We start from the raw sequence: 17209 nt of genomic DNA on the forward strand, positions 1-17209 counted from the left end.
CGATGGGGCCCAGGGCCCCCGTTCCCCCGGATGGCCAAGGGGATTTATATGGCGCGGGCGATGGCGCGCGCATGACGTCCGCGGGCTTCACCAACGAGAACACGTGGCTCAAGGCGAGCGCCTCCCCCGAGGCCCTCGAAGCGTTCCACCACGCGTACGAGGCGTCGCTCAAGAAGGTCCGCGGAACCCTCGGTCGGACGTACCCGATGCTCATCGGAGGGCGCGAGGTCACGGCCGCGAAGACCTTCGACGACACGAACCCCGCGAACCGCGACGAGGTCGTCGCGCGCTTCCAGAAGGGCGGGCCCGAAAACGTCGACCAGGCCGTCGCCGCCGCGCGCGCGGCGCAGCCCGCGTGGGAGGCGCTCGGCTGGGAGAAGCGCGCGGCCCTCTTCGCGAAGGCGGGCGACCTCATGGCGGCCGCGAAGTACGACCTCGCGGCGCTCATGACGCTCGAGAACGGCAAGAACCGCGTCGAGGCCATCTACGACGTGGACGAAGCGATCGATTTCCTGCGCTACTACGCGCACCAGATGCGCGCGAACCAGGGTTACGAGAAGAAGATGGGCGAGCCCTTCCCCGGGGAGCGCTGCACGAGCGTCATGCGCCCCTTCGGCGTCTTCGGCGTCATCGGGCCGTTCAACTTCCCGCTCGCGATCCCGACCGGCATGGCGACCGGCGCGCTCATCACCGGCAACACGGTGGTCCTCAAGCCCGCAAGCGACACGCCCCTCATGTCGTGGGAGTACGTGCAGATCGCGCTCAAGGCCGGCGTGCCGAAGGAAGCGGTCAACTTCGTGACGGGCGGCGGGCGCGAGGTCGGCCAGCCCCTCCTCGACCACCCGGGCATCGACGGCGTCGTCTTCACGGGCTCGCGCGAGGTCGGCATGAAGAACTACGCGACGTTCGTGGGTCGCCGCCCGCGCCCGTACATCTGCGAGATGGGCGGCAAGAACGCGATCGTCGTGACCGCGAAGGCGGACCTCGACAAGGCGGTCGACGGAGTCCTGAAGAGCGCCTTCGGGTTCGGCGGCCAGAAGTGCTCGGCCGCGTCGCGCGCGTACGTGCACCGCTCGAAGCACGACGCGTTTATCGAACGCCTCGCCGAAAAGGCGCGCGCCCTCAAGGTCGGCAACCCCGAATCGCGCGACAACGGGTTCGGCCCCGTGGTGAATGAGGGCGCGGTGCGCACGTACGAGGACGCGGTCGCGAAGGCGAAGGCCGCGGGCGGACGGTTCGTCGTCGGCGGCCGCGCGCTCAAGGACGGCTCCTTCTCGAAGGGCCACTTCGTCGAGCCCGCGGTGGTCACCGGCCTGCCCGAAGGCCACGACGCCTTCCGCAGCGAGTATTTCGTCCCCTTCATCGCCGTCGCCCCGTACGAGGACATTGACCGCGTGATCGACGAAGTGAACGCGGTGGACTACGGCCTCACGTCGGGCATCTTCAGCGAGGACTCCTCGGAGATCCAGCGCTATTTCGACCGCGTGCAGGCGGGCGTCGTCTATGCGAACCGCGCCCGCGGCGGGTCGACGGGCGCGATGGTCGGCGGCCAGAGCTTCGGCGGCTGGAAGTTCAGCGCCACGACGTCGCGCGGGGCGGGCGGTCCTCACTACCTCGAGCAGTTCATGCGCGAGCAGTCGCGCACCGTCCAGGCGTGAAGCGCGTGGAGGGCGCGCCGCTCGTCGAGGTCGTCGAAGGCGCCGCGCGCCTCCTCGTGCCGGAGGGCAACCGCGAGCGAGGCCCCGGCACGCGCGGCGAAGGCGTATTCTACAACCCCGCGATGGCGCTCGGTCGCGACCTCACGGTCCTCCTCCTCGACGCCGCTGCGGGCGAAGGGTGGCGCATGCTCGACGGCCTTTCGGCCTCCGGCGCGCGGGCCGTGCGCGCGGCGGTCGCCGTGCCGCGCGTCGCCGCGCACGCAAACGACTGGAATCCCGTCGCGTGCGACCTCATCCGCAAAAACGCGGAGCGCAACGGCGTCAACGTCGAGGTGACGCGCGCGAACCTCGGGGCGCTCCTCTGGGAGTCGTCCTGGCACGTCGTCGACATCGACCCCTTCGGCTCGCCCGCGCCGTTCGTGGACGCCGCCTGCCGCGCGACGCGCGACCGCGGACTCCTCGCGATCACCGCGACGGACGCGCCCGCGCTTGCGGGCGTGTACCCGGACGTCGCCGAGCGGCGTTACCTCGCGCGGACGCTCCGCGCGAACGAAGGCCACGAGATTGCCCTGCGCGTGCTTGCGGGCTTCGCGGCCCGGCAGGGCGCGAAGTGGGAATGCGCCTTCACGCCCGTCGCGGCGTACGCCTCCGACCACTACTTCCGCGTCGTGCTGCGCGCGCGCCGCGGCGCCGCCCGCGCCGACGACGCGCTCGCAAGCGTCGGACTCTACATCCGCTGCCGCGCGTGCGGCGACCGCCGCTTCGAGCGCGCGGCGCCCGCGGCCTGCCCCGCGTGCGGCGGCAAGGTCGCCGTCGCGGGCCCGCTCTGGACGGGACTTCTCGGCGAGCGCGCGCTCCTCGAAGCGATGCGTAAGGCGGCCGACGGCCACGCGCTCGCGCGCGGGGCGGACGCCGCGAAGCTCCTCGACCGTCTCGCGGGCGAGGCGGACGTCGCGGGCCACGTCTTCGACATTCCGGAGGAGACGAGCCGCGCGGGTCTCGAGGCCGTGCCGAGGACCGTCGACGTCATCGCGGCGCTCGCGCGCGCGGGCCGCGTCGCGACGCGGACGCACATCCTGCCGACCGCGCTCCGGACCGATGCGACGGCGGCCGAGTTCGCGGCGGCGCTCAAGGCAGCGGGGCCTTAATCCTCGCCGTCGTTCGCCCGCGCCCGTCGGCTCGGCGGAAGGCCCATCCCTTCCTCCCACGCGGGTTCAGCAGGCTCGCTCCGCGCGCGCAGGTCCTTGCCGTTGAAGGACTTCCCGACGATGTAGACCTCGCTCGAGGCCTTGCGCGAGGCCTCGGGCGAGATGACGCGCACGTCGCGGAAATGGGCCTTCACGAGCGCGAGGAGGTCCGGGAACATCTCGCCCTCGAACACCTTGCACACGAAGACGCCGCCCTTGCGGAGGACGCGCGTCGCGAACGCGAGGGCGTTTTCGGAGAGGAAGACGCTGCGGGCGTGGTCGGTCGTGTAGGACCCCGAGATGTTGGGCGACATGTCGGAAAGCACGACGTCGACCTCGCCGCCGATCTCCGCAAGCACCGCGACGACGGTCTCGGGACGCGTCATGTCGCCGCGGATGAACGTCGCGCCCTCGAGAGGCTCGATCCTGTCGAGGTCCACGCCCACGACGGGCGCGCCGGGACCCGCGAGCTCGACCGCGATCTGGGTCCAGCCGCCGGGCGCGGCGCCGAGGTCGACGACGCGGTCGCCGGGCCGGATGATGCGCGTCTGCTCGTTGATCTGCAGGAGCTTGAAGGACGCGCGCGAGCGGTAGCCCTCGCTTTTCGCCTTCTTGTACCAGACGTCCTTCGAGCGCTCGCGCAGCCACTTCTTCGACACGTCAGGCGCCCCCTTCGCGCGGGAGCCCGTGGATCCCGCGGACGATGGACTCGACTTCCCATGCGCGGTAGCTCGACCGCACGAATGGGCCCGCGACCACGTGCGCGAAGCCCATCGCGCGCGCCTCGGCGGCGAGATCCTCGAACGCCTCGGGCGGGACGTAGCGCTCGACGGGGAGGTGGCGCTCCGTCGGGCGCAGGTACTGGCCGAGGGTCACGAAGTCGACGCCGGCCGCGCGCAGGTCGCGGAGCGTCTCGACGACCTCGTCGCGCGTCTCGCCGAGGCCGAGCATGAGGCCCGACTTCACGGGCGTCCTCGGCGCGAGGCGCTTGAACGTCCGGTGCACCGCGAGCGACTGCTCGTAGGAGGCGCGCGCGTCGCGGACCTTGCGCTGCAGTCGTCGGACCGTTTCGACGTTGTGCGCGAGGACGTGCGGCCCGGCCCCGACCACGACGCGGATGAGGTCCTCGCGACCCTGGAAGTCGGGCACGAGGACGTCCACGATCGTCGCCGGGTTCGCGGCGCGGACGGCGAGGATGGTGCGCGCCCAGTGGCCCGCGCCCTGGTCCGGGAGGTCGTCGCGGTCGACGCTCGTGAGCACCGCGTACGTGAGCTTGAGCGTCGAGACGGTGAGCGCCACCTTCGCGGGCTCGTCGGGATCGAGCGGGCCCGGGCGGCCCGGAGCGACGTCGCAGAACCGGCACGCGCGCGTGCACGTGTCGCCCATGAGCATGAGCGTCGCCTCGCCCTGGCTCCAGCACTCGCCACGGTTGGGGCAGCGCGCCTCCTCGCAGACGGTGTGGAGGCCGTGCTCGCGCAGGAGGCTCGTCATCTCGGCGACGGCGGGTCCCTTGGGGAGGGGTCTGAGGAGCCACCGGGGCTTGCGCTCCGCCGCAAGGGTCACGGTGCTTCGCAGGCGGGACCCGCCCATAAGGCTGACGGACGCGCTGGGCGCGCGCGGAAGCTTCAAATCGCGGCCGAGCCTCGCGGAAGCATGGCCCGGCTCGTCCTCGACGGCCACCTTCCCGCGCGCGAGAACATGGCGCGCGACGAAGCCCTGCTCGCCCGCGGCGAGCCCGCGGTCCGCCTCTACGGCTGGCGGCCCGCGGCCGTGAGCCTCGGCCGGAGCCAGCGCGCCCGCGCCGTGGACGGGCGCGCGGCGGCTGCCTTCGGCGTCGACGTCGTGCAGCGCGCGACGGGCGGGGGCGCGATCCTCCACAACGAGGCGGAAGTCACGTACGCAGTCGTGGTCCCCCTGGACCACCCGGGCCTTCCGCGCGACATCCCGGGCTCGTTCCGTTTCCTCTCCCAGGGGGTCCTCCACGCCCTCCACGCGCTCGGTCTTCCGGCCGTCGTGGAGTCGGTCGAGGGACCGGCCGTCGATGCGCTCTGCTACGTGCGCGAGCAGGGCACGAACGTGCTCGTGGGCGGTCGCAAGATCAGCGGCGGGGCCCAGCGCCGCACGCCGTCGGCCGTGCTCCAGCACGGAACCGTCATCGTCCGCCGCGACGCCGCCCGGATGGCCGCGCTCCTCCGGGCGGACCCCGCCGTCGTGCGCGAGCGCGTCACGAGCCTCGCCGCCGAAGGCGTCTTCGTGACCCGCGAGCGCGTCGTGGAGGCGCTCATCGAGGGGTTCGAGAAGGCTCTTGGACCGCTCGAACGCTAGAATTCGGACACCGGCCGGCGGGCGGCGAACCCGCCCTCGAGCGTGTGCCAATGCGAGACCTGGGCCTCGCCTTCCTGCCAGCAGAGATACACGAGGTCGCCCTTCCGCTCGGCGAAGAAGTCCACGAGGCCGAGAACCGGATCCTTGACCTCGACGCCGAGATTCGTCAGCTCGTCGAGGATCTTCTGCGCCCGAAGCTTCGCGGCCTCCGCCTGGGCCTGGAGGCCGCTGAGCTCCCGGTGGGCCGGATGGTCGCGGTCGTGGATACCCTCGCCCTCCATCCGCTCGAGGTCGACGAGCTGCTCGGCCGCGAATCGGTACCCGTGGATGGCGTCCCGCAGGACGGGAAGCCTCGCGCGGACCTCGTCGAGCGCGCGGTTCGCTTCGGCCACCGTGTAGACCCGGACGGGCACCTTCGACGGTAGAGCGGCCCCCGACTTCAAGGCGACGGCACGACGATGCTCGAACGGATGCATCGCGCGAGGCCGTTGGCGAAACCCACCTAAGCAAGACGCGACAACGTCGAAAGCATGGAGCGTCGCGCAAGCGAGGAGCGGATCGCGGTCCTCGTCGCGCTCCTCGCGGTCGCGCTCGTCTGGTGGGTCGCGGACGCGCCCGGTCCCGAGCCGCCCGCGATCGCGGGCGCGATCCTTGCGGGGGCCGCGTGGCGCGCCCTCGGTCCCGCGCGCCGGCGCCTCGCGACGGCGTCCGGCCTCTTCCTCGCCTCCGCCGCCCTCGACGCCGGCCTTCCGGCCGCGCCGCTCGCGCTCCACACGAAGCTTCTCCTCGTCGAGCCCGTCGTCGCGGCGCTTCCGACGGCCGCGGTGGTCGTGGCCCTCTCGGCCGTCCTCGACGCGGGCGGCCGACGATCGACGCTCGTCGTCCCGCTCCTCGCCCTCGTCCTGGGGGGCGCCGGCACGGCCATCCGCATCGCGGAGGCGGCGTGGCTCGACGCCCCCGCGACGACGGCCGAGCAGGCCTTTGCGATCCTCCGGTCGGATGCCGCCTACGCCCTCTGGGGCCTCGCGGCGGCTGTCGGCGCCGCGTGGGCCGGCACGCATCTCATCCCCCGGGACGGCCCGTTCGCGGGGCCGGGGGCCCGCCCGGCGGCCGCAGCGTTCGCGACGGCGGCCTTCCTCGCCTTCACGCCGCTCCTGCCCGTCCTCGCCCCCGCCTCCCCGGGTCCGCTCATCGTCGGCATCCACACGGACGACGTCGCGTCGGTCGACGCTTCGTCCTTCCCGTTCGTCCACCTGGAGATCGCGTGGAGCGACGTCGAACGCTCGCCCGGCCGCTTCGATTGGGCGCGAGCGGACCGCGCGATGTCGGCCGCGGTCGACAAGGGGCTCGAGGTGTACCTCCTCCTCAACACGTACCCCCCCGATTGGGTGGCCCGCTCCTTCCCGGACGGCGTCATGATGGACGCGCAGGGACGACCCTTCCATTGGGTCGACCGGAAGCCTGGAGACGCGCCGCGCGTGTGGGACATGAGCTTCCACCACGAGGCGACGCTCGCCATGAAGGAGCGGTTCCTGCGCGAAGCCGCGCGCCGCTTCGCGGACCTCCCGGGCGTGATGTACGTGAGCATCCAGAACGAGCCCTCGTATCCGCGCGACATCGATCTCACGCGCATCGCGGGCTACGATCCGTTCTCGCTCGCGGCGTGGCGCGAGGCGCGGGCGGGACTGGGGGTCGGCGCCGACGCGGCCCCGCGCGGGCCCGGCGACGCGAACTGGACCGAGTGGCAGCGTTTCCGCGAGGATTCCCTCATCGCGTTCGTCGAGCGGCAGGTCGCGACCGTGAGAGCGGAGACCGCCAAGCCCGTGACCGTGAAGATCGAAAGCCACTTCCTCACCCGCTTCACCACGGTGCAAAGCGGCCTCTCGCCGCGCGTCGTCGCCGCGTTCGTGGAGATGAGCGACGTCGTGAGCGTCGACCTTTACCCCGCCACCCTCGCGGAGCTCGAGGGCGCGCTCTCGTACCATTCCGCGCTCGCGGACGGCAAACCGCTCGTCGTGAGCGAATTCAATCTCCTGCTCGGCAAGCACGAGCCGAACCACCCGCTCATGCTCGCGCGGGCGCTGCGCCTCGTGGCGGCGTACGCGGACCACGTCGTGCTCTTCACGCTCGACGATCACCCGCTCTACGAGCTGACCGGCCGCGACCTCGCGAGCCTCGCCTCCGCGCGCGGCGCCCCCACGGAGGCGTTCGTCGGCGTCGCGACCGCGGAAGCGGCCCCGGCGATGCTCGCGGGCCTCGTCGTCGGCCTCGACGCTCCCGCGCTCCGCCCGCCCTCCTCGCGGGCCGCGCGGGTCGCCCTCTGGGCGGCGCGCGCGCTCGCCGCCCTCGCCTTCGTGGCCCTCGTCTTCGGCTGATCGGGTTTGAAGGAAAGGTTAAGCCCGCTTCCCGTGATCCGCGGACCACCATGGGCAGCGTCTTCTACCAGGTGAGCGGCCTCGTCGCGAGGCCGCTCCTGGCCGGGATGTTCCGCCTCTCCTCGACGGGCAAGAAGAACGTCCCGAAGAAAGGCGCGGCGATCCTCGCCTCGAACCACCTGTCGTACATCGACAGCTTCCTCATCCCCGTGCCCATCTGGCGCCCCGTCACCTGGATCAGCAAGGCCGAGCACTTCGACGTCCCGGTCCAGCGCTTCCTCTTCAAGCAGTGGAACGTCATCCCGATGCGCCGCGGCACGGGCGACATGGAGGCCTTCGAGCAGAGCGTCGAAGTCCTGCGCGAAGGGAAGCTCCTCGGCATCCACCCCGAGGGCACGCGCTCGACCGACGGCAAGCTCCATCGCGGCCGCACGGGCGCCGTCCGCATGGCCATCCGCGCGGGGTGCCCCATCGTTCCGATCGGCCTTGTCGGGACGGACAAGGCCCTCCCCAAGGGATCCTCGAAGCCCCGCTTCGTGAAGGTCCAGCTCCATTACGGCAAGCCGATCGACTATGCCGCCTACGCGGGCCGCGCCGACGACCGCGAGCTTGTCCGTAAGCTCACGGAGGATCTGATGCTCGCGATCCGCGACCTCTCCGGACAGGAGCTTGCGGACGACTTCCACCAGGACCCCTCCCGGAAGGCGCCTCGGGAGGGCGACCGCGCGTGACCGCCGTCATCGGAGCGGGCTCCTTCGGCACGACGCTCGCGGCGCTCCTTGCCGCAAGCGGCGAGCGCGTGACGCTCTGGGCGCGCGACCCGGCGCACGCGGCGGAGATGGCGAAGACGCGCCGCAACCCCAAGTACGTCACCCACGTCCACCTTCCCGAGTCGCTCGTGGTCACGAGCGACCTCAGCGAAGCGCTCGCCGGCGAGCGCGTCGTGCTGCACGTGGTTCCTTCGAAGGGCACGCGCAGCGCCGCGAGGGCCTACGCGAAGCATCTCGATCCCGACGCCGTCATCGTGAGCGCGACGAAAGGCCTCGAGAAGGGAGGCCACAAGCGCATGAGCCAGGTCATCGGCGAGGAGACGGGCCACACCGTGGGCGCCCTCTCGGGCCCGAACCACGCCGAGGAGATCAGCGCGCACCAGCCAACGGCCGCGGTCCTCGCGCACCCGCACATCGAGGTCGCGGAGGAGATCGCCGCGATCCTCAACACGCCCACCTTCCGCGTCTACCCGCGCCGCGACCTCATCGGCACCGAGGTCTGCGGCGCGTACAAGAACGTCGTCGCGCTCGCGGGCGGCATGGTCGAGGGCCTCGGCTGGGGCGACAACTGCCTCGCTTGCCTCATCACGCTCGGCCTCGACGAGATGATCGAGCTCTGCCGCGACCTCGGCGGCGACGAGCGCACCGTGTACGGCCTCGCGGGCGTCGGCGACCTCGTCGCCACTGCGACGAGCCCGCACTCGCGCAACCGCTTCTACGGACGGGAACTCGCGCTCAAGACGCCGCCCGACGAGATCGACCGCAAGATGAAGGGCATGGTCGCGGAAGGCGTGCTCGCGACGCAGGCCTTCCACGCCTACGGCGTCGAGGAGGAGCTGGACCTCCCGCTCACGCGCGTCGTCCACGCGATCGTCTACGAGGGCGCCACGGTGCAGGAAGGCGTCCGGAAGCTCCTCGCCCAGGTGTGACGTGATCGCGGCGCCGCTCCTTCGCTGGTACGCGGAGGCGAAGCGCGATCTCCCGTGGCGTCGCACCCGCGATCCGTGGGCGAAGCTCGTCTCGGAGATCATGCTCCAGCAGACGCAGGTCGCGACGGTCGTCCCCTACTACGAGCGCTTCATCGCCCGCTGGCCGACCCCCGGGGCCTTTGCGGCGGCGAGCGAGGAGGAGGTCCTCAAGGCGTGGGAAGGGCTCGGATACTATCGCCGCGCGCGTCACCTCCACGCGGCCGCGAAGGCGCTCGCGAACAAGCCGTTCCCGCGCGACGTGTCCGCGCTCCGGGCGCTCCCCGGCGTCGGCGAATACACCGCGGCCGCCGTCGCGGCGATCGCGTTCGGCGCGCGCGTCCCCGTGGTCGACGGCAACGTCGAGCGCGTCGCGACGCGCTGCCTGGCCCTCCCGGCCGACCGCCGGGCGATCGCCGATCGCCTCGCGGTCGAGGTGCCCGTGGACGCGCCCGGCGATTTCGCCGAGGCGCTCATGGACCTCGGGGCGACCGTCTGCCTTCCCCGCAACCCTCGATGCGACGCGTGCCCGCTCGCCGAAGGATGCGTCGCCCGGGCGACGGGAAGCTTTCCCGCCCCGCGCGAGCGCGCGAAGCCGAAAAGGGTCGAGGTCGCCGCGCTCCTCGCGCGGCGCGAGGACGGCGCCGTCGCGCTCGAGCGGCGCGGGGGCGACGGCCTTCTTGCGGGATTCTGGACCCCGCCCCTCGCCGAGGGCGAGACGGCCGCAGCCGCGAAGCGGGCGCTCGCGCGCGCGACGGGCGCGACGCTCTCGCGCGCCGTCGCCCGCCACGAGCACGCGTTCACGCACCGACGGTGGCGCATCCGCGTGTACGAGGGCGCGCCGCGCGAAGGCTACCGCTGGGCGCGCGAGGACGAATGGGCCGCCCTCCCCCTTTCGGGGCCCGCGGCGAGGATCCTCGGAGAGTTCACGACGCGAGGCCGAGCGCGCGGCGCGCGCGCTCGGGATCGTCAACCTTGAAGACGAACTCGGCCTCGTCGGCGCCGTTCGTCGTGCCGAACATGCACTCGATGTTGATCTTCTCCCTCGCGAGCGTCTTGCAGACCTTCGCGAGCGCGCCAGCCTCGTTCGTGAGGCGCATCACGAGGACGTCGCCCGACGCGACCTGGTAGCCGTGTTCGCGCAGGACCTTCTCGATCTTGCGCGCGTTCGGCGCGTGGATGCGCGCCGTGCCGAAGTCGAGGCTGCCCTCGATCATGATGGCATCCACGTTCACGCCGGTCTCGGCGAGGAGGGCGGTCAGGTCGGCGAGGGCGCCGGGGCGGTTCTCGATGAGAACGGCGAGTTGCTTCGACATGGGAGAGAGACGCTCCAGAAAGATCGTCGGCCGGCGTCACGCGTCCACGGCCGGGCCGGAGGGGTCGCGGTCCGCGCGACCCACCTCCTCGACGCCCCCGCGACCGCACGAGCCGAGACGAGGGCACTTGAATCCCCGCAGGGTCGGAACGAGGGTGCTGCCACAATCCGGGCAGACGCGTTTCCCGCTGGTCTTCGGTGCCACGTCCGCCCGCTATGCCCTGAACGGCTTCAACTTTGTGCTTTCGATGGAGTGACAAAGATTCGCATGGCTCCAGGCCCACGCCCAAACCCATCCCGGATGTCGGCGGAGAGACGCTCCGCTGACGTGTCAAAGATGCCGGGACGAGGCCGGACGATCAGGCCTTGCGCGACGCCCAGACGTCCTCGGGGAGGTCGTGGTAGACGTCGAACTCCTGCGAGCGCGTGGCGTTCTTCTCGCGGAAGTCGTCGGCGGCGCCGAGGACCTTGTCCTTGCGGAAGAGCCAGTAGTGCGTGCGCCACTCGCGGCCGTCGTAGAGCGTCGTCTCCTCGCGCTCCGTCGTGAGGAGGCCCTCCTCCTCGAGGATGTAGAAGAGCTGCCGGTCCTCGGGCTCGAGGACGTTGTCGATGATGCGGTCGTTGAAACCGAAGATGTCCATCACGAACTCGGCGTCGCGCTCCGCATCCTCCTGCGGGAGCCCGATCCGGTCCTGGATGGCCTGGCTGAGGTCCTCAACGGTGATAATCTCCAAGTCCGCCTCCCGCCGCGAAAGCTTCGCCATAACCCTTCCTTCCTTTGCCGGGCCCGAAACCAAGGTCTGGAACACCGCGCACGACCGCCCGCGCAGGCTCCGGTCTCGAACGCAAGCCCGTATGTCCGAGGGGCCTATGTAACCCTCGCCCTATAAGAAGATTTTGGGGCCCCAACGGTTGATGATGGAGAATCCTTATGCACCATCGGCGCCTGGCCCGTCTTCCACCGGAATTCCGCCGGACGGGCGCCGGAGCGTCGATCCGCCCCGACCCGCGGGGCGGAAACGGGGCCCCGGACCCCCGCGAGGCCGGGCCCCCCGGGACGGCAACGCTCTTATAGTGCCGGTGGTATCCTCGCGCCTCCATCTCAGGTGTCCTCATGGCCATTTGGCAGGGCGAATCCCAACGCAAGCCCACGGGCGGTCGCCGCATCTTCGCCGCGAAGAAGCGCAAGTTCGAGATCGGCCGCGAACCCGTCCTCACGACGATCGGCGAGACCAAGCGCAAGCAGGTCCGCGTCCGCGCCGGAGAAACGCGCACGCGCGTCCTCCGCGCGAACGTCGCGAGCGTCACGAACCCCAAAACCGGCAAGACCGTCAAGGCCACGATCAAGACCGTGACCGAGAACCCCGCCAACCCCAACTACGTCCGGCGGAACATCATCACGAAGGGCGCCGTCATCCAGACGAGCGCCGGCAAGGCCAAGGTCACGTCCCGCCCCGGCCAGGACGGCGCCATCAACGCCGTCCTCATCGAGTAGACATGGTGTCGCGCGACGACAACCGGCTCGTGCTCTGGCCCGCCTATTTCGACGAGGCCCTGCCCCGACCGATCCGTCGCGTGCCCAAGGCCCTCGCGATCGAGAATCCCACCGCGGACGAGATCGCGAAGGCCGCTCAACGCCTCTCCCTCTCACCCATTCTCGAGAAAGGCGTCGCCCACCCTCGCTTCCACCGCTTCCGACAAGGCCGCGTCCTCGTCGAGATCCGCGGCAGCAAGGCCGTGCTCATCCAGCAGATCGCCGCCGATCTCAAGGCCGCGCGCGGAAAGTAACGCCGCGCATTCTTGTTTTCACTTCGCCTGCTCTAGCCTCGGCGCTCGACCGCACGATGAAGGAACCGGGCGTCGGGACCGGGACCGGCCGTCGGGCGCCGGGTGCCGGGCGCCGGGTGCCAGGCGTCGGGCGTCGGGACCGGGCGCCGGGCGTCGGGACCGGGTCCGGGCGTCGGGCGCCGGGTGCCGGGCGTCGGGTCCGGGTCCGGGCGTCGGGACCGGGCGCCGGGCGTCGGGACCGGGCGCCGGGCGTCGGGCGTCGGGACCGGGTCCGAGCGTCGGGCGCCGGGTGCCGGGCGCCGGGTGCCGGGCGTGGGGCGTCGGAGCCGAGACCGGGCGCCGGGGCCGGGTCCGGGCGTCGGGTGTCGGGCGTCGGGACCGGGTCCGGGTCGGGGACCGGAATGACGAAGGCCGCGTCGACGCGGCGCGCAGCGTAGGAGCATGAAACTGAAAAAGAAGGGATGAAGGGGGCCCTTGCGGGCCCCCTTCCGTTGCGTTGGCCTTAGCTGCGGCGGCGGAGCACCACGAGGGCCGCGCCGAGAGCGCCGAGCAGGGCCACGAGCTCGAAGCCGGGGACGCCGCTGGGCGCCGTGGGCTTCGTCGGGTCCTTGACCGGGTCCGTCGGGTCCTTCGGGGGCGTCGAGGCCGCCGTCACCGTCACCGTCTTGGGCGCGAGCGCGACGCCGTCGACCTCGACGGTCACCGCGTACTGCTTGACAGCGACGGGCGTGAAGGAGAGGCCGACCTTCTCGGTGCCGTTGTTCGCCGCGACCGTGGTCGAGAGCGTCTGCACCGTGATGCCGTCCACCTTCAGCTTGATCGAGGCCGTGCCGGCCGCGTCGCCCGAGTTCACGAGCTCCACGGTGGCCTGGAAGGCCTCGCCGACCTTCAGCGACTCCGAGCTGACCGCCAGGTTCTTCGCCACGATGTTCGCCTTGGGCGTGTGGACCGGCTTCGCCGCCGAGACCGCGAGGGTCGACGTGGCGTCGTCGAATCCAGCGAGCGTCGCCGAGACGGCGTACTCGCCCTGGGCGCTCGGGATGAAGCTGACCGAGCCGTCAGCGGCCGTCGTCTTGTTGAGGACGACAGCGCCGGCGGGGTCCTTCACCACGATGCGGGCGTTCGCGAGCGGCGGGTTGCCCGGCGCGATCTTCGTCGCGAGGATCGTCACCGAGTCGCCCACCTGCGGGGTCGCGGGGCTCATGAGGAGCTGCATGCCCGAGAAGACCGTGACCGTCGCGCTCGTGGCGTTCGCCGCCGCGAGCGTGCCGGCCGCAGTCTGGGCAACGCGGGCCCGGACCGTACCGATGGCCGACGGCGTGATGCCGAGGCCGTTGACCTGACCGTTCGCGTCCGTCTGGAGCGCGTCCGTGCAGCCGGTCGTCGTCGAGATCGGCGTACCGCAGAGGGCCACGAAGAGGTCCTTGAGCGGGTTGCCGTTCAGGTCCGTGACCGTCAGCGACAGCGTCGAGGGCACACCCTGGGGGATGCGGTTCGGGCTGATCGTGACCGACGGACCGACGACGTTCATCTGCACCGGGATCGCGCGGTCAACCGCCGTACCCGAGGGCGTGAAGGTCCAGTTGAGGTAACCGGCGCCCTTGCCCGTGAAGTACGCCCAGGCCTCGCCCTTCGCGTTCACCGCGAGGTTGAAGCCCGAGGGGTTGGCCGTCATGTTGCACGCGCTCGCCGCGCCGCCCGCGGCCGCGCACGTGGCGTTGCCGCCCCAGATGACCGCAGAGCCCTGGAGCTTCTTGGTCACCGCGGACGCGTCGTTGACGCCCTTGAGGGCGCCCGCCATCGGCGCACCGTTGTGGTCGACCACCGTGACCGTGACCTTCGTGTCAGGCAGGTAGGCCGAGCTGATGCGGTTGGGCGAGAACGTCACCGTGGGGTTCACGACCTCGAGGGCGCTTTCGACGCCGACGTTGTCGTGGGTGCCGTTCTTGACGAACAGGCGGTACTCGCCGGCCGCGAGGCCGTTGACCATCGCCGCCGCGCCCTTCGCGAGGACATAGTTGCCCTTGTGCGAGGACTCGGGGAGCTGGGCGAGGAAGCCCTTCGTCGCGTCGGCGCCGACCGACACGGGGTTGAGCGTCGGGTCCTTCGCGAACGCCGCCGCGAAGGCCTCGTAGTTGGCCTTCGTGAAGATGTACGCGCTGGCCGTGACGCCCGTGACCGCCTTGCCGGCGGCGTCCGTGACGTTCAGCTTGAGCTCGGCGGGGACACCGGCCGTCAGCTTCGTGACGTTGAGCTTCGACACGAGGTTGTGGTTCCGCGTGATCGAGAACGTCGTGTAGCCGTAGCGGTCCGTGCCCGTGAGCGACTCGCGGTCGTGGACCTGGACACCGATGGTGCCGATCAGGTTCTGGACGACCGTGAACTCGTAGTTGCCGCCCTGGCCCTTGCCGGTGCGGCCGTCGCCGTCGAGCTTCTGGATGTCACAGTAGTTCGTGGCGCAGGCGCCCGCGTTGCCCGCGGGGTTGTTGAGCCAGAACAGCTGGACGTCCGCGTTCGGGATCAGGTTGCCGAACGAGTCCATCACGTTGATCGTGACCTTCCCGTTCGTGCCGACCGTGACGCCCGCGGGGGACGCCGAGGCCTGGAGCGACTTGTTCCCGAGGTCGAAGACCTTCGAGTACGTGCTGCCGTTCCACTGGACCTCGAGGTTGACCTTGCCGACGCCCTTCGTGAGGACGATGTTCTCGGCGTAGACGCCGCCCGCGCCCGAGAGCACCTTCGTGCTGATCGGGGTGAGGAGGTCGCCCGTCACGTTGAGGTACGCGGCCTTGCAGCCCGTGCCGCAAGCGGGGGCCGCGGCGCCGGGGCGCTGGTTGTCGGACTGGCCGAAGATCTCGATGTTGAGCGTCCGGGTGCCGGGCGCGGCGTTCGCCGCGCGGCCGAGGACGTCCGAGTTCGAGAGCGAGGCCACGACGTTCAGCGTCGCCGCCTTCCCGATCGAGAAGGCGTAGGACGCCGTGTTCGCGTACTCATTGTCGCCGAGCACACGGCCGTCGACCGTCGCGCCGGGGCGGAGGTTCCACTTCACCAGGACGGTGTAGACACCCTCGCCCTGGTTCGACCAGGACCAGGGGCCGTTGGGGGCGCCCGTGGTCTTGGACGTGATCTGGACCTGGTTGTACTCCGTCGGCGTCGCGTCGTTCCAGCCCTGCGCGATCGAGATGCTGTCGAAGTTCGCAGCCGCGATCGAGGCGCTGTGGCCGTAGTAGGCCTTCGCGCCCGAGGGCGTCGTCACGGTGATGTTGAGACAGCCCGTGAAGTCGCCACCGGCGCCGCACGGGGCGCCGTTGCCGGCCGCGAAGTCGACGACCTTCGCGTCCTCGGGGTACGTGAAGTTCAGGTACGCGGTGTCCTTCGCGGGGAAGCCGAAGACCGGCTTCGCGTCGGCCGTGTTGCCCGACTCCGCGCCGAGGAGCGCGTTGGGGGTGACGATCCACAGGTAGCGGCCGTAGCCCTCGTTGCCGGCGCCGTTCGTGCCGACGTTCTGGTTGAGACCGGAGGTCTCGATGAACGCCTCGAGCACGTACTTGCCCGCGCCGCGCTGACCGATGGCGACGTCGGGGAAGCTGAAGCGACCGAGCGCGTCAACCTGGGCCGAGTAGACCTGGTTGCCGTCGGGGTACGTCAGGCGGACCTTCGCGGTCGTGGTGTTCGTGGCCGAGCCGAGCGCGGCACCGTTCACGGCGGCGGACGAGCTGTTGTAGATCATCGCGCCGGAGATCGTGAGGATCCCCGTCTTCGTGAACGTCACGCCACCGGGCAGGCCGGTGAGGCCGAGGCCGACGCCCGAGACCGTGAGGTTCTGGGCAGCCTTCCACTCGGCCGACGTGAGCGAGGCCCACGGCGTGTTGACGGTCTTGATCGACTCGTCAACGAGGTGCCACGTGCCGACGCGGTTGAGCGTGACCGACGAGAAGAGCGCGGTGCCCGTGCCCGTGACGTCACGGACGCGGTTCGCCGCATCGGCCATGGCCTGGGCGCGGCAAGCGTCCGGGTCCGCGGCCTGGTCGTCGCAGAGATAGACCTTCTGGTTCGCCGTGGCGTTCACGACATTGATCGCCACAACGTCCTGATAGGTGCCCGTCTTGGGCGTCGTTTCGAGCGGGTTGGAAGCTCCAACCGCGCCGGCCGTGCCGACGAAGACCGATGTGAAAACCGTCATCGTCAGGAGCACGACAGTGACGCCGCTCAGGGCTTTCCTAAGCTGTGCATCCATGTTTTGTTCCTCCATGATTGCGTTGTCCCTTGTGTTGCGGGCCAGCTCGCCCGATAGAGCGGGCTGGGTCCCAGCTACGGCTGTCGTAATCGCACCCCCCTTCTTAACGCTATCGGTTTTATACCTCTGGGAAAATGAAAATCCGAACGCCGGGTTTCTTTATATGCTTCCATGAGGTGGAGCGCGCCTCCGAAACGTCGCCATCCGACGAACCCCGCTTCGGGAAAACGTTTTTATTCCACGAGACGGCGGCAACCGAGATCGCCATCGGCGATCGCCTTTGACAACGTCTGACAAGCCTCGGCGGATGACTGAAAGCCCGTCGGGGTGGAGCCCACCCTTGCCGGAGGCCTGACGCCCCCACCCGCTTCGACCCATGCCGAAGACGGAACCGCGGCAGATTCGGCGATGGGGCAGGCATCGCATGCTGGGCGCTTCGGGACCGGGTGCCGGGATCGGGAACTGGGCGCCGGGACTCGGGACCGGGCGCCGGGCGTCGGGGGCCGGGACCGGGTGCCGGGCGCCGGGCGTCGGGACTCGGGACCGGGAGCCGGGAACCGGGCGTCGGGACTCGGGACCGGGAGCCGGG

Annotated in this window: 16 protein-coding genes; 9 read left to right on the forward strand and 7 right to left on the reverse strand. The window is 70.8% G+C overall.

The features are described from left to right. The first annotated feature begins 71 nt into the window (after positions 1-71). Together VM889_10585 and VM889_10590 are read left to right on the forward strand one after the other, a co-directional pair. A complete protein-coding gene (locus VM889_10585) occupies positions 72-1658 on the forward strand; it encodes an aldehyde dehydrogenase family protein (GenBank protein HVL48992.1) in 1587 nt (528 codons plus the stop codon). After that, a complete protein-coding gene (locus tag VM889_10590; protein HVL48993.1) occupies positions 1655-2806 on the forward strand; it encodes a tRNA (guanine(10)-N(2))-dimethyltransferase in 1152 nt (383 codons plus the stop codon). The genes VM889_10585 and VM889_10590 overlap by 4 nt, the downstream gene beginning before the upstream one ends. Here VM889_10590 and VM889_10595 read toward each other — a convergent pair. Further along, complete coding sequence (locus VM889_10595) at positions 2803-3504, reverse strand: RlmE family RNA methyltransferase (protein HVL48994.1); 702 nt, start codon at positions 3502-3504, stop codon at positions 2803-2805. The genes VM889_10590 and VM889_10595 overlap by 4 nt on opposite strands. 1 nt (position 3505) lies before the next feature. Beyond that, a complete protein-coding gene (gene lipA / locus VM889_10600; protein HVL48995.1) occupies positions 3506-4408 on the reverse strand; it encodes a lipoyl synthase in 903 nt (300 codons plus the stop codon). 90 nt (positions 4409-4498) lie between these two features. On the opposite strand from lipA, the gene VM889_10605 reads away from it, so the two are divergent. Further along, on the forward strand, positions 4499-5170 hold the full coding sequence (locus tag VM889_10605; protein HVL48996.1) for a lipoate--protein ligase family protein: 672 nt from the start codon (positions 4499-4501) through the stop codon (positions 5168-5170). On the opposite strand, the gene VM889_10610 is transcribed toward VM889_10605, so the two are convergent. After that, positions 5167-5583, reverse strand: coding sequence for a DUF2203 domain-containing protein (locus VM889_10610; GenBank protein HVL48997.1), 417 nt, complete (start codon positions 5581-5583; stop codon positions 5167-5169). The two genes, VM889_10605 and VM889_10610, sit on opposite strands and share 4 nt — an antisense overlap. 117 nt (positions 5584-5700) lie before the next feature. Here VM889_10610 and VM889_10615 point away from each other — a divergent pair, with 117 nt between their 5' ends. The 4 genes from VM889_10615 to VM889_10630 are packed head-to-tail and all read left to right on the forward strand — an operon-like array spanning position 5701 to position 10259. Continuing rightward, positions 5701-7545 (forward strand): beta-galactosidase, encoded by a 1845-nt coding sequence (locus VM889_10615; protein HVL48998.1) that lies wholly within the window; start codon positions 5701-5703, stop codon positions 7543-7545. 50 nt (positions 7546-7595) lie between these two features. Continuing rightward, positions 7596-8276, forward strand: coding sequence for a lysophospholipid acyltransferase family protein (locus VM889_10620; protein ID HVL48999.1), 681 nt, complete (start codon positions 7596-7598; stop codon positions 8274-8276). After that, complete coding sequence (locus VM889_10625) at positions 8273-9244, forward strand: NAD(P)H-dependent glycerol-3-phosphate dehydrogenase (GenBank protein ID HVL49000.1); 972 nt, start codon at positions 8273-8275, stop codon at positions 9242-9244. Before VM889_10620 ends, VM889_10625 begins: the two co-directional genes overlap by 4 nt. 1 nt (position 9245) lies before the next feature. Next, positions 9246-10259, forward strand: a complete 1014-nt coding sequence (locus VM889_10630) for an A/G-specific adenine glycosylase (protein HVL49001.1) — start codon at positions 9246-9248, stop codon at positions 10257-10259. Here the strand turns inward: VM889_10630 and VM889_10635 are convergent. The 3 genes from VM889_10635 to VM889_10645 form a co-directional block, all read right to left on the reverse strand. Next, positions 10207-10596 carry an ACT domain-containing protein gene (locus VM889_10635; protein HVL49002.1) on the reverse strand — a complete coding sequence of 130 codons (390 nt, stop codon included), beginning with the start codon at positions 10594-10596 and terminating at the stop codon, positions 10207-10209. The two genes, VM889_10630 and VM889_10635, sit on opposite strands and share 53 nt — an antisense overlap. Before the next feature lie 36 nt (positions 10597-10632). Next, on the reverse strand, positions 10633-10800 hold the full coding sequence (locus VM889_10640) for a hypothetical protein (GenBank protein ID HVL49003.1): 168 nt from the start codon (positions 10798-10800) through the stop codon (positions 10633-10635). 154 nt (positions 10801-10954) lie between these two features. Then, on the reverse strand, positions 10955-11329 hold the full coding sequence (locus tag VM889_10645) for a DUF6015 family protein (protein ID HVL49004.1): 375 nt from the start codon (positions 11327-11329) through the stop codon (positions 10955-10957). Between the two features lie 380 nt (positions 11330-11709). On the opposite strand from VM889_10645, the gene VM889_10650 reads away from it, so the two are divergent. Continuing rightward, a complete protein-coding gene (locus tag VM889_10650; protein HVL49005.1) occupies positions 11710-12090 on the forward strand; it encodes a 30S ribosomal protein S8e in 381 nt (126 codons plus the stop codon). Between the two features lie 2 nt (positions 12091-12092). Beyond that, positions 12093-12383, forward strand: a complete 291-nt coding sequence (locus tag VM889_10655; GenBank protein ID HVL49006.1) for a signal recognition particle subunit SRP19/SEC65 family protein — start codon at positions 12093-12095, stop codon at positions 12381-12383. Between the two features lie 502 nt (positions 12384-12885). On the opposite strand, the gene VM889_10660 is transcribed toward VM889_10655, so the two are convergent. Next, complete coding sequence (locus VM889_10660; protein ID HVL49007.1) at positions 12886-16620, reverse strand: carboxypeptidase-like regulatory domain-containing protein; 3735 nt, start codon at positions 16618-16620, stop codon at positions 12886-12888. Positions 16621-17209 lie beyond the last annotated feature (589 nt).

Source organism: Candidatus Thermoplasmatota archaeon, assembly GCA_035540375.1.
In the GTDB taxonomy this organism is placed as follows: Archaea; Thermoplasmatota; SW-10-69-26; order JACQPN01; family JAJPHT01; genus DATLGO01.

Coding starts and splice junctions, on each gene's coding strand:
- VM889_10585 (HVL48992.1), top strand. CDS start 72: ATGACGTCCGCGGGCTTCACCAACGAGAACACGTGGCTCAAGGCGAGC.
- VM889_10605 (HVL48996.1), top strand. CDS start 4,499: ATGGCCCGGCTCGTCCTCGACGGCCACCTTCCCGCGCGCGAGAACATG.
- VM889_10615 (HVL48998.1), top strand. CDS start 5,701: ATGGAGCGTCGCGCAAGCGAGGAGCGGATCGCGGTCCTCGTCGCGCTC.
- VM889_10620 (HVL48999.1), top strand. CDS start 7,596: ATGGGCAGCGTCTTCTACCAGGTGAGCGGCCTCGTCGCGAGGCCGCTC.
- VM889_10635 (HVL49002.1), bottom strand. CDS start 10,596: ATGTCGAAGCAACTCGCCGTTCTCATCGAGAACCGCCCCGGCGCCCTC.
- VM889_10650 (HVL49005.1), top strand. CDS start 11,710: ATGGCCATTTGGCAGGGCGAATCCCAACGCAAGCCCACGGGCGGTCGC.
- VM889_10655 (HVL49006.1), top strand. CDS start 12,093: ATGGTGTCGCGCGACGACAACCGGCTCGTGCTCTGGCCCGCCTATTTC.
- VM889_10660 (HVL49007.1), bottom strand. CDS start 16,620: ATGGATGCACAGCTTAGGAAAGCCCTGAGCGGCGTCACTGTCGTGCTC.